Raw genomic sequence first — 12,812 nt, 5'->3', positions numbered from 1 at the left:
TAGCCCTTCATGCGTATTTGAAGTCACTCTTTCCATTTCAACAGTCTGGCGCTATGACCGCCAGCCCGCGGTAGACTCGCGGACAATCAGCTCCGTCTGCAGCACGATCTTCTGCTTATCCGACGGTTTCTCTTCCAGCTCTCTCACCAACAGATTGACGGCCATGGCGCCAAGCTGTTCCATCGGCTGTGCTACCGAGGTCAAAGGAGGATCCGTTACCGCTGCCAGTATCGTGTTGTCGAAACTTACGATCGACAATTGTTCAGGCACCCTTACACCCGCCTCTCTAGCCGCCTGCAGCGCCCCTACGGCAAGCAGATCATTGCAGCAGAACAACGCCGTAGGACGATTCTCATCGGCGAGGAGCAAGGCGGTGTTCCTTCTGCCGTCTTCAATCGTAAACTTGCATATTCGGATGTGGTCATTATGTAAGGGAATGTCCGCTTCCTCCAGCGCCTGCCGATATCCTTGAACCCGCTCCCGGCTGCTAATGATCGTCATGCTCTCCGACAGCACAGCACACCGGCGATGTCCAAGTCCCAGTAGATGCGAAGCCGCCGCCCTCCCGCCTTGATAATCATCGGCTACAACTGTATGGACGGGGACCGACGACCATTCGCGGCCAATGGCAACTACCGGCATCGAGCCGCTCAGTTCAGCTGCCATATCCACCCTTTCTATGCCTGTTCCCATAATGATCCCGTCTACACTTTTTTGCTTCAGTAAACCGATATACCGCTCGACCCGATCATCCTTATTGTCGGTACTGCAAATAATGACGCTATAACCTAGCTGATGGGCCCGGTCCTCCACCGCCCTTGCCACCTCGGCGAAGAAAGGATTGGAAATGTCCGGTATGAGCAGCCCGAACGTATAGGTATGCTTTCCGGTCAAAGCTGATGCGATGACGCTGGGCTGATAGTGAAGACGATCCATAATCTCGATAATTTCCCTGCGCCGTTCTTCACTGATTTTTCCTTTGCCATTTATAACTTTAGAAACTGTCGCTATGGACACCCCAGCTTCTCTGGCAACATCATAGATCGTTGCTTTCATCCTGATCCGCCTCTTTCCATCTTTATCCTTCTATTATGATCAGGAAACGACCCATCGTAAAGAACTTCGCCGGTATGACAGATCAGAATCTATCCTGACCCGGGCACCCAGCCCCTTGCGCGAAACCGCCTGCCATCGCTTATTTAAGCAGCCACTCGTGATGGGGATCATTGTAGAACTTCCAAGTTCTGCGCGGCCCTGCCATCACATTCAAATAGTAGACCTCATAGCCGGCAGGCGCCGCTACAGGATGATAGCCCTTGGGCACGAGCACTGCCTGGCCGTTTCTTACGCACAAGGTTTCATCCAATGATCCGTCATCCGTATATACGCGTTGAACGGCAAAGCCCTGCTCGGGCTGGATACGATAATAATAGGTCTCCTCGAGCAGCGATTCCTCCGGCAGCGCATCCCGGTCATGCTTATGCGGCGGATAGCTGGACCAATGGCCGCCCGGTGTAAACACCTCGACCACCAGCAGGCTGTGCGCAGGCTCGGATTCCGGCAGAATATTGTGAACAAGCCGTGCCATATTGCCGCTGCCCCGATGTTCAACCCCCACATGCCCCGGCTCGATGAGCCTGGCTTCATATTCGCCGCCCCCCGGAGCGGTGCAGACCGCGAGGTCCACGTCCGTCTCGGCCACCACCTCATAGCGGTCTTCGCTTGGGACGTAAACGGAATAGGGTGGCGTTTTCTCGAACACACTCATTCTTTGGCCGATCCCGGTCCAGCGTTTCTCCGCCGTCCTGACATCGCCTTTTCCACTAAGAAAAACCAGACATGCCTCCAACCGGCCTGTTTCCCGCATCAAAGCTTCGCCCTTCTTCAACTTGACCATTTCATAACCGACGTAGCTCCATCCCGCCGACTCCGGCGTTACCCGCAGCACAACGCCCTCCTGATTCGGCTGCGATGCTTCAGGAACAATCAGTTTGGATTGCATCCGTATCCGCTCCTTTACTGATTCCCCCGGTACCCAGGGATTGCTCGATGCATCTGAATACCGGGTGATCTATTGAATTATCGATTTTAATCATATAGCCTGCCACTACTCGGCAGCTATGGACAGCTTCACCGGCACCGGCCTGCCCAGACGGAGAGACTCCGCCGCAGCACAGGCCATCAGCTCTGCTTGCATGCCATCCTCGCCGTTAACCGGAACCTGCCGCCCTTCCGCAAGGCAGGCAATAAATTGCCGGGATTCATCCGCATAGGCTTCATTGTATCGTTCCAGAAAAAAATGCAGCGGATTGTCGCGGCGAACGCCGTCTTCCGTATGAATCTCGGCCGTATTCGGATAGTCGTTGTTAACCCCGACAGCTCCGCCCGATCCGAATACTTCAACGCGCTGATCGTAGCCGTACACTGCCTTTCGACTGTTGTCGATAATGCCTATCGCACCGCTTGCGAACTGAATCGTCACGACGGCCGTATCCACGTCCCCGCACTGTTCGAACACGGGATCAACCAGCACGCTGCCGACCGCGCTGATCGTAACCGCCTCCTCTCCGCTTACATAACGGGCCATGTCAAAGTCATGAATCATCATGTCCATGAAAATCCCGCCGGAAGAACGAATATAGCTTTCCCCGGGTGGACTAGGATCGCGAGATGTGATCTTCACGATATGCGGCTGCCCTATTTCGCCGCTGGACACAATCTCCTTAATCCGTTTGAAATTATGGTCAAATCGTCGATTGAATCCGACCTGCAGCTGTACCCCTGCGGCCTTGACCGCTTCCAGCGCCTCCGCCGTCTGCGAAACCTCCATGCTGATTGGCTTCTCGCAGAAGATATGCTTGCCAGCAGCAGCCGCCAGCTTAATGAATGGCACATGCGTATCCGTTGGCGAGCAGATGAACACGGCCTGGATCGCCGGATCGTCCATCCATTCAGCTGCATCCTTCGTTACGGTCCGGATCCCCCGCTCCGCTGCCCACTGGCGCAGCGCTTCGTCAGCGAACGGATCGCTTACGGCGACCACCTCTGCATTTCCTTGACGCTGTAAATTCTCAATGTGTATTTTACCGATCCGTCCGGCACCGATGATGCCGACCTTTATTGTTCCCATAGGCTTAACGTCCCCTTGTCTCCCGAATTCGTCAGTTGTATGTCAGAAGGAATGTTCCCGTTGCTCCCGGGCCGCCCTTCCCACATCCTTCCTCCTACCAACGCGCCGTAACCATTTTCTTACGGGTATAGAACTCAACGCCATCCGGACCGTTCGCGTGCAGGTCACCGTAGAACGAATTTTTCCAGCCCGAAAACGGGAAAAAGGCCATCGGCGCCGGAACCCCCAAATTAATGCCCAGCATGCCTGCATCGATCGTTTCCCGGAACTTCCGGACATGGCTGCCGTTTGTCGTAAACAAGCAAGCACCGTTCGCAAATTCGGACTTGTTCGCGATCGCGATCGCCTCGTCCAGCGTATCCGCCCGGATTATCGAAAGCACTGGAGCAAAAATCTCGTCCTGCCAAATTTTCATGTCGGAAGATACCTGATCGAAAATCGTGGGTCCGACAAAATAGCCTTTGCCGTCCGTGGCTGCATCCTTGCGTCCGTCGCGAACCAGCAGAGCGCCCTCTTTCTCGCCGATTTCGATGTATTGTAGTGTTCGTTCTTTATGCGCGTCACGAATAACGGGACCCAGAAACACCCCTTCATCCAGGCCATTGCCGATCACGATTGCATCTGCCGCCTCCTTCAGCTTGGTCACCAGCGGATCCGCCGCTTCGCCGACAGCCACCACAACCGCGCAAGCCATGCAGCGTTCCCCGGCCGAGCCAAAGGCCGCGCTGATAATCTGTTTCACCGCAGCATCGAGATCGGCGTCCGGCATGACGATGGAATGGTTCTTCGCGCCTGCCAGCGCTTGAACCCGCTTGCCATGAGCCGCGCCGGTCTTGTAGACATACTCGGCGACCGGCTGGGAACCCACAAAGGAAATGGCCCGCACATCCGGATGTTCCAGCAGGCCGTTAACCACTTCGTGCGCACCGTGTACAACGGACAGGACGCCTGGGGGCAGGCCCGCCTCCATAAACAATTCGGCCAAGCGATTGGCCAAGAGAGGGGTCCGCTCGGACGGCTTCAGCACGAATGTGTTTCCGCAGGCGATCGCCAGCGGAAACATCCAGCAAGGCACCATCATCGGGAAGTTAAACGGCGTAATGCCGCCGACAACCCCGATCGGGTAGCGGTACATTCCCGATTCCAGATTGGTGGCGATATCGGGAAGCTGTCTGCCCATCATCAGCGTGGGGGCACCGGCTGCAAATTCCACACATTCAATGCCGCGCTGAACCTCACCGTAAGCTTCCTCGTAGCTCTTGCCATTCTCGGTCGTGACAATGCGCGCAAGCTCCTCCCAATGCTCCACAAGCAGCTGCTGATACTTGAACAGAATGCGCGCCCGGCGCGGCACCGCCGTCTGACTCCAGGCGCTGAACGCGTCCTTCGCCGCGGCTACCGCAGCATCCAGCTCTTCTCTTGTCGATAAAGGCACATAACCGAGAACTTCCTCTGTTGCCGGATTAACAACCGGCAGTGTGTGTGTTGAAACTGAGGTCGTCCACTGTCCGCCAATCAAGTTTTTGATCTTCGTTGCTTCTGTTGCCATGGTACACGCTCCCCTACGATTATTAGCTCTTGGACTTGTTTATTCATCTGCCTGGCTGGATTCTATAAATTCATCAATTTGCCGGGCTGTCGGCATCGCATCCGAGCAGCTGTGGCTGGACACGACGATCGCCGCCGCCGCGCTGCCGTAAGTCATGCTGCGTTCGATCGGCCAGCCCTTCATCAAGCCGTATAACAGCCCCGCGGCATACGAATCCCCAGCTCCAAACGTCTTGATTACCTGCGCCTTAAAGCTTCGCGCGCGGTGGCTTGATCCGTCCTTGGTGTAGGCAATCGAGCCTTCCTTTCCATGCTTGATCACAACGATTTCAGCCCGATAATCGAACCATTTGGAGGCCGTCACCCGGTCGCTTTTGTCCGGATTCGATTCGAAACGCTCCATCATATCAAATTCCTCGCGCGTACCGATCACAATATGGCAGTACTCTGCGGCTAAATTGTAGTAAACCGCTGTCTCTTCATCAGAGCTCCAGGTGTACGGCCGATAGTCCAGATCGAAAGCAACGACAACCCCATGCCTTCGCGCATATTGAAGCGCCTGGAACACCGCCTCCCGTGACGGGCTCTTCGCCAGCGCCGTGCCGGAGATGAGCAGCAACTTCGCCTCGGCGATCCGCTCCTCCTGCACCTCGCCCGGCGTCAGCAGCAGATCGGCGGCATTGTCGCGATACATGAGGATGCTGCAGTCTGTCGGACTTTTGATCTCTGTAAAAGCGAGTCCGGTGACAGCGCCGGAATGATCGGTTACCACATTGCGGGTATCGATGCTGTTCTGTTGTAAATATCGCGTAATAAACCGCCCCATCTGATCATTTGACACTTTGCCAATAAAACCGGTGCTCATCCCTAGACGCGACATTCCGATGCAGATGTTAGCCGGCGAGCCGCCGACATACTTGGTGAAAGTGACCGTATCCTCCATCGGCCGATTGATCTCATTGGCGTTCAGATCAATGCACAGCCGCCCGATCGCAACAAAATCAACCGGCTTGCTGAAATCAAATGCCAGTGTGCTCATCGTGACCATCTACTCCTCTCCTTCCCTGCTGGCCGGAAGCCATGCCTTTAAATATTCAAGGGATCGCCGCGCATACTCGTAGGGGGGATGGAGCGCCGGATCCTGCTCTCCCTCCAGCATCGCCCAGCCATCATATTCGCGCTGGACGAGCAGCGCCATAATCGGGGCAAAATCAATGCAGCCATCGCCCGGTACCGTAAAGACCCCCTTGCGGATGCAGGTCACAAAATCGGCACCCTCCCGGCTGGCCTCCTCCAAAACTGCGTCCCTCACATCCTTCAAGTGGATATAAGCGATCCGGTCGTAGTGCTTTTGCAGCAGATTCAGCGGATCGGCACCGCCATAATAAGCGTGGCCTGTATCATACAAGAGGTGCACCAGCGAAGGATCCGTAAGCGCCATTAAACGGTCGATTTCTTCCGGACTTTCCACCACAGTCCCGCCATGATGATGGTAAGCCAGCTTCATCCCGTATTCCGCGGCGATGCGCCCAGCAGCATTCAGTCCCTCCGCCAAAGCCTCCCAGCCGGCTTCATCAAGCCGGATTACTTCCTTCTCATTCGGCGTCCGGCGCGGGTCGAAATGAAGCGAGCCGCCTACCTCCGCCGTGCTGATGACCGTGCTCCCCATTTCATGTAAAAAAGCAGCATGCAGCCGATACGCCTCTAACTCGCTTTGGTGATACGCCGGATCGGAGAACAGCACCGACTTCCACTGAGAAACCAGACGTATCCCCCGGCTTACCAGCGTTTGCTTGAGTACATCCGTCTCCTTCGGGAATTTGCGGCCCATTTCCGTTCCCGTCAGCCCCAGTCTTTGAATATCATCGATAATCTCTTCATAGGTGGTGTTATCCCCATGCTCGCGGACGTCCTCGCCGACCCAGTTAATCGGATGAATGCCCAGCTTCATCTTTAAGCCTCTTCGCATCTCCCGCCAGCCTCCTCATATTTGAAAATGACGACTTCGTGGTGTGAAATCACAAAACAGCATGAGCTCCTTCAGGCTTCCACTTGCGCTTATTGCAGCAGCTCTATGGACAAGCACATCCTTATCTAGGCCTCGCTTGCTCAATTCGCTTTTGCATTTCCCGGTGCGCAGCAAGCACTTTCTCGCTGGACGATGCCCCCGGCACGCCAACCCTCCACCACGATTCATAATCCCCGGTATTGGTGCCAGGCACCACCTTGATGTCAATCAGCGTGGATATCGCCTCACGCTTCGCCTTGACCAGTGCCTCCTGAAGCTCCTCCGCGTTTGTTGCCGTATAAGCTTTGGCTCCCATGCTCCGCGCATGAGCGGCATAGTCGATGGGCATATATTCGCCTGTCAGATTGCCTCCGGGCACACGTCGGCGAAACTCATTGCCGAACCCGTCGCTTCCGTGGCTGCGCTGCAAATTGTGAATGCACTGAAAGCCGTGGTTGTCAAACAGCAGGACGGTGATTTTCGTTCCTTCCTGGAGGCTGGTCACCAGCTCCGAGTGCAGCATCAAGTAACTTCCATCTCCCAAGACGGCGTATACCTCGCGGTCCGGCTCGGCGAGGCTCGCACCAAACGCTCCGCTGACCTCATAACCCATACAGGAAAAACCATATTCCGCGTGATAGGTGCCCGGCTGCGCGGCCCGCCACAAGCGGTGCATATCCCCGGGGAGGCTTCCCGCCGCGAACACCACCACATCCTTCTCCGTCAGGCTGCGGTTAATGATGCCAAGCGCACGGGTTTGCGAAAGTCCCTCAGCACATTCGATTTCATACAACCGGTCAACCTCCCCATCCCACGCTGCTTTCAGATCAGCCAGCTCCTCAGCGGCATACCCGCTTTGATAGGCTCGTTCAGATAGAGCCTCTCGGAGCGCCTCAAGCCCTTCCCTCGCATCCGCCGCAATCGATACGCCGTCCAGCTTCACCGCATCCATGCCGTTCACATTGATGTTCACGAACACGGCGTTGTCTCCAAAGGCAGACTTGGAGGAAGTCGTAAAGTCGGAGTACCGGGTCCCCACGCCAATGATAACGTCCGCTTCTCGTGCTAATCGGTTGGCTGCAGCTGTTCCCGTCACCCCGATCCCGCCCATGCTGAGCGGATGCTTCCAGGAAATGGCGCTCTTGCCTGCCTGGGTCTCAGCGATCGGAATCCCGAATGCTTCCGCGAAAGCCATAAGCTCGGAAGCGGCTTCGCTGTAGTGGACGCCGCCGCCTGCAATGATCAGCGGCCTGCGTTTGCCGGCGATCTGTTCGCTGGCGCGCTGGATCGCTTCCCGTGCAGGAGGCCTGCGGTCTATAACATGAATGCGCTTACGCAAGAATTCGGCCGGATAGTCGTACACCTCGGCCTGCACATCCTGAGGCAGCGCCAGGGTCACCGCACCGGTCTCGGCAGGGTCGGTCAACACCCGCATCGCCTGCAGCGCCGCACTCATCAGCTGCTCGGGACGGGTGATCCGGTCCCAGTACCGGCTAACTGGGCGGAAAGCATCCGCTGCCGATACCGTATAGTCCCCAGGCACCTCAAGCTGCTGCAGCACCGGATCGGGCTGGCGACAGGCAAAATTATCGCCAGGGAGCAAGAGCACCGGAATCCGGTTCACCGTGGCTGTCGCTGCCGCAGTGACCATATTCAGCGCGCCTGGGCCGATTGAGGTTGTACATGCATAAATTTGCCGGCGGCGCTTCTGTTTGGCGTAGGCCGCTGCAGCGTGCACCATGCCCTGTTCATTTTTGCCCTGGATGTAGCATAGCCCTGTCTGTTCCCGCTCGATCGCTTCACCGATTCCCGTCACATTGCCATGCCCGAAGATTCCCATGATTCCTCTGACGAATTTCGTTTCCACTCCGTCCAGCACGACATATTGGTTATCCAGAAAATGCAGAAGCGCCTGGGCCATCGTCAGCCGAACAGTCTTTGTCTTCATTGTGAACTCATCCCCTTACGATTATTGGGTTAAGCGCTTAACTCGCTGAAGAATCATACGGCCAGCTCCAGCCATATGATGAATATTTATATTCCTGAATCCGTGGAAAATATGTTGTCCCTGTCATCAAAAAAGCGACTGCGTCAAGAGCGTTCATCCGCTGATCGCATCAGCGCGGCTTTAAGCTGCATAATTTCAACGCCGGCCAGCATCACGATCCCGATACCGTGGTTATCATTCAGCACGGTCCGCAAATCATCCATATAGTAATAAGGTGAATAGGAGTACCTGGAGCCGCTGCATACACCGTGCACATTCCCCTGCAGGTCGATCGCATGCCTGGCAAGCCCCTCCCAGCCTTTCATAGCTGCTTCGGCGTAAGGGCCCGTTCGATCCAGCCATCCCATACGCACCCCTCGCGAAAAGGCATATACGAACATGGCAGTGCACGACGCCTCCAAGTAAGCGTCAGGACGGTTCAGAACTTGATGCCACAGCCCTGAGTCCGACTGCAGTGCTGCAATTCCTGCGCTCAGCTCCCGAAACATGGCGAGCAAATCTTCACGATCCTTATGATCCTCCGGCAGCCGCTCAAGCAGCTCGCTCAGCGAGAACAGTACCCAGCCGTTGCCGCGACCCCATGGAATGCGGGTGGGCTTCCCGTATTTGAAATCATAGACATGGGACATCACGCCTTGATCCTCCATCAACAAATAACGCCGGTACAGCAGAAACTGCCTCGCTGCTTCATTGATCGCCGCAGGATCGCCCGTCGCCTGGGAATAACGAATCAGGAACGGTCCGCTCATATACAGGTCATCAGCCCACATCGTGTTTGCGGAGTACTCTCCTTCGCACAAGCGATAGAACGCTCCATCCTCCCGCCTCTCCAGCTGTGTCAGCATAAAATCGGCGATGGTGTCCGCGATCTTCCGAAATTCGGGCTGGCCTCCTGAGAGATAAGCTTCCAGCATCGCTGATCCGAAGGAACCGCAATTGTCCAGCATCTTGATCAGCACCAGCTGATGGTTGATCGCCGGAAAGCCATACTCTTCTAGATCCCACAGCGAATATTCATACATCTGCGCGCAGCTTTCGATATGGGACAGCGCATATTTCTCCATATCCGGGCGATCCAATGCTTGTGCCGTTCGCAGCAGGCCATACATCGTAACGCCAAGCGGATAATCCCACCGTCCATAGTTGGTTGCCCCTCCGGTCGTCCATTTGTTACTCAACATGGCGTTCTCATAGTAGGGCCGAACACGCGTGGACGGCGCGTCAACAGTCCAATATACGAAGCCGTCAAGACCGGCGAAAGGGGACTGGATCGAGCGGATCTGAGCTGGCGTGTACGTCGCCTCAACGGGCAGCGGAGCCAGGTACAGCCACGGACTCGTATTACCGTGAACCGTCACCGGTTGGGACAACGGTAAGGTGCGTCCCTGCGCAGCTGCCTGCAGCTCGAAGCCCCAGCCGTCGTGTGAAGATACTGCCCGGACCAATATCTGGTTCACGCCAGGTGTAACGTCGATCTCTGCCCGAAACGCGCCGCTCTCCGCAACACGGACCACCATCCGATCGTCCAGCCAGATTTGAGCAGGTCCATAGCTCCTGCCGCTCAGTTCAAGCTTCGCTGCCGAGGCCGGCACGCGGATGGAACTCCAGCCGTAACCGGCGGCGGTACGGTCCGGGCGGCCGTACATGCGCTCCAGGTTCGGCAGCGCCAGCTCGCGATGCTGCCACTGGACAGCAGGCAGCCACTTCCGTCCACTATCCGCTTCCGATTTCCGCCAATCCGGAAATGCTTGACCGGCCTCACCGAAATCGGCAGACTTGACCGGCTCCGAATACACCCAGCCCGCGCTGCCCTTCCGATCGGCGAATGGGGCGAGCACTTGCATGATCCGCACCTTCGCCTCATCGGCGCCAAACCGGCAGCCGAAGCCAGACGCCGTCTTTCTCGCTTCAATCAGCAGCGTGTTCCACCCATAGCCGAAAGTCAAAGGCAGCTTGATCCAAGCGTTCGGGTCAAGCTCGTCTACCACGGTCGAGCGATACTCCAGCTTCTCATTCACGAACAGCCGCACGGGGCCAAGCACTTCCATGACACCATCAATCGATCGCTCGCCCTCGCTCCAAACGAGGCCGAAGGCATACACATAGTCGCCTTCCTCCGCCTGCGGGAGCCTTTCGGAAAAATCCAGGTCATATAAGCCGTCCCTATTCTGCAATATCCCCGCTTTCGAAAAAGCCCGCAGGGCAAATGGGACCGGAGGGTTCGCCCCCATATAGCGTCCGGCCACGAGCTCCAGTATCCGTTCATCCTCATTCCCGAACCAATAACGGGCGCTTTCCCTCTCCTCTACGTACCCGATCATGCGTCTCTCTCCTCCCATCCTTCACGTGAATTAAAGGCATGCCCATTAACGAGATAATCTTAATTCGAACGTCCGGTCATAAGGCGTAAGCACGTTCACAAGCAGTGTCCGGTAATCGGCCGGGTAACCGGCATTGTTGATGCCCATGGCCCAATGCTCATATGCGCCGCCTTCAAGTTCAATCCAATCCGCTCCTGCTGCCAAACGAACCGGCCCTTGCTTCCAAAAGTACGTTTCGCCCGCGATCTGCTCAAGATCTCCGCCAGCCAATACGCCTTCCTTGCCCAGGACAAATGAAATTTGTGTCAAAATCGGCTCCTCCCTTTGACAGCGGACTCGAATGCTCCAGCCTCGTTCGGTTTCCTCCAGCATGATTTCAACCTGATGCTGCTGTTCGTGGGTCACCTTCCGCAAATGATGCGGCAGCAAATACCAAGGGCTGACAAGCCCGCTTGCCGTTTCGGGCAGGTCCTCCTTAGAAACGGGGCCGTAATATCCTTTTTTCTCAAGCGCACTTAAACGAACACCCTGATCTAATGTCTCCAACCGGCTCGGCTTGACGAAGCCTGGACCGAAGGACGACGCAATCTGAACCCCCAGCAGCCGTACAGCCCCATGGCGCAGCGCGAAGAACGAGTTCGTCTCTGTCATGACGGTCGTGCTGGTCGCTCCGCGTCGATAGCGGGCAATCGGAGCGCCAAAGTCAGGATGAAGCTTGCTGTGATAAATCCGGCCATGATGCCCGGCGGCTTCCATCCCGCTCAGGTAGTGCTCCCGTGCGAATCCGCCGTTAAGAATTACGCCGTAGGAGTCAGGCAAGGCACTTGCCTCTACGGTGGACTCAAGCAGCTTCGGATAGCGCAGCAGCCCGAGCAGCGCATGATTGGGCAACCCGCCGGGATGCTTAAGCGACCGGCCCGCCAGCTCGGCAAGCGCCTCGAATAACGGATCCTGATCGCGGTGAGCCATCAGCTTGGCACAGAGGAAATATCCGCTCATATCGTGCGCATGCCCAAAATCCTGACGTCCGGAATAATCGGTGACCACTTCTCCGTCCGGGTGGACCAGATAGGCCATCATCCTAAGATTCCGGCGCACCGGCTCGAGCAGCTCGGGCCGCTCCAGCTGCTCCGCAGCATAATACAGCACAATATTGCTGACCGCGTTATAAATGCCGTTGCTTCGTTCTGTCCATTCCCCATCCTCCGTACAGTCCATTCCTTCCGCAATCCATTCTTCCGCCCTGGCCTTTAGCTCCTTCCGCCCTGTCAGCTTATACATAAATCCGAGCGCTGAGGATATCACCCATCGGTGATTGGGAGTATGGCATCCGCCCGTGAGCAGAACGGGAATCGTTCGCTCCAGAAACGTATAAATATCCGCCACCACCTTCTGTAACCGCTCATATCGGTCAGCATGGCTGCTCAGCAGCGCATACACTTGGGCTAGCCCGCTTACAACGAAGGCCGTGTCCGGCGGGGAATGAAGATTGGTCCATGGCGGGGAAATCGAGCCGTCTTCATGCTGGGACCGGAGCATAAACTCCGCAGCCAGTTCCAAACGATGCACCAGCTCATCATCGTGATAAAATCGGGAATCCTTGTTCACGAGGGCACAGGCCCAGGTTGCCATATCTTTTGGTGTTCCGCCGTGACTCGGCCAGGCTAGGCCGTTTGCCGGATCAACGACGCCTCCGTGGAAGCGGCTTTCCTTATCAAGCACCTGATGCTCCATCGCCATCTGTGCGAATTCATCATTCGCTGCAACTAACTTGTCATATATCGCCACATATCTCCC

General features: G+C 56.3%; 9 protein-coding genes. All 9 read right to left on the bottom strand.

Features of this window, described 5'->3' with window-relative positions:
• Window positions 1–51: 51 nt before the first annotated feature.
• The gene (locus tag CHH75_RS02790; RefSeq protein ID WP_095397404.1) at window positions 52–1,056 is read right to left on the bottom strand and encodes a LacI family DNA-binding transcriptional regulator; all 1,005 of its coding nucleotides are present in this window, start codon (window positions 1,054–1,056) and stop codon (window positions 52–54) included.
• Window positions 1,057–1,195: 139 nt separating this feature from the next.
• Window positions 1,196–2,002 (bottom strand): 5-deoxy-glucuronate isomerase, encoded by an 807-nt coding sequence (gene iolB / locus CHH75_RS02785; RefSeq protein ID WP_095397403.1) that lies wholly within the window; start codon window positions 2,000–2,002, stop codon window positions 1,196–1,198.
• Window positions 2,003–2,107: 105 nt separating this feature from the next.
• Window positions 2,108–3,130: an inositol 2-dehydrogenase gene (iolG, locus tag CHH75_RS02780; protein WP_095397402.1), complete on the bottom strand. Its 1,023-nt coding sequence runs from the start codon at window positions 3,128–3,130 to the stop codon at window positions 2,108–2,110.
• Window positions 3,131–3,224: 94 nt separating this feature from the next.
• Window positions 3,225–4,679, bottom strand: coding sequence for a CoA-acylating methylmalonate-semialdehyde dehydrogenase (locus tag CHH75_RS02775; RefSeq protein WP_095397401.1), 1,455 nt, complete (start codon window positions 4,677–4,679; stop codon window positions 3,225–3,227).
• 39 nt (window positions 4,680–4,718) lie between these two features.
• Window positions 4,719–5,717, bottom strand: a complete 999-nt coding sequence (iolC, locus tag CHH75_RS02770) for a 5-dehydro-2-deoxygluconokinase (RefSeq protein WP_095397545.1) — start codon at window positions 5,715–5,717, stop codon at window positions 4,719–4,721.
• Window positions 5,718–5,726: 9 nt separating this feature from the next.
• Window positions 5,727–6,647, bottom strand: coding sequence for a myo-inosose-2 dehydratase (iolE, locus tag CHH75_RS02765; protein WP_255222947.1), 921 nt, complete (start codon window positions 6,645–6,647; stop codon window positions 5,727–5,729).
• Between the two features lie 121 nt (window positions 6,648–6,768).
• A complete protein-coding gene (gene iolD / locus CHH75_RS02760) occupies window positions 6,769–8,634 on the bottom strand; it encodes a 3D-(3,5/4)-trihydroxycyclohexane-1,2-dione acylhydrolase (decyclizing) (protein ID WP_095397400.1) in 1,866 nt (621 codons plus the stop codon).
• 143 nt (window positions 8,635–8,777) lie between these two features.
• The gene (locus tag CHH75_RS02755; RefSeq protein WP_095397399.1) at window positions 8,778–11,015 is read right to left on the bottom strand and encodes a glycoside hydrolase family 88/105 protein; all 2,238 of its coding nucleotides are present in this window, start codon (window positions 11,013–11,015) and stop codon (window positions 8,778–8,780) included.
• Window positions 11,016–11,060: 45 nt separating this feature from the next.
• The gene (locus CHH75_RS02750; RefSeq protein ID WP_369680142.1) at window positions 11,061–12,803 is read right to left on the bottom strand and encodes a hypothetical protein; all 1,743 of its coding nucleotides are present in this window, start codon (window positions 12,801–12,803) and stop codon (window positions 11,061–11,063) included.
• Window positions 12,804–12,812: the final 9 nt, after the last annotated feature.

The sequence above is a fragment of the Paenibacillus sp. 7541 genome, from assembly GCF_002276395.1.
Classification (GTDB): Bacteria; Bacillota; Bacilli; order Paenibacillales; family Paenibacillaceae; genus Paenibacillus_AQ; species Paenibacillus_AQ campinasensis.
The sequence above is the reverse complement of the archived record's forward strand: the minus strand, read 5'-3'. Positions and strand labels throughout refer to the sequence as shown.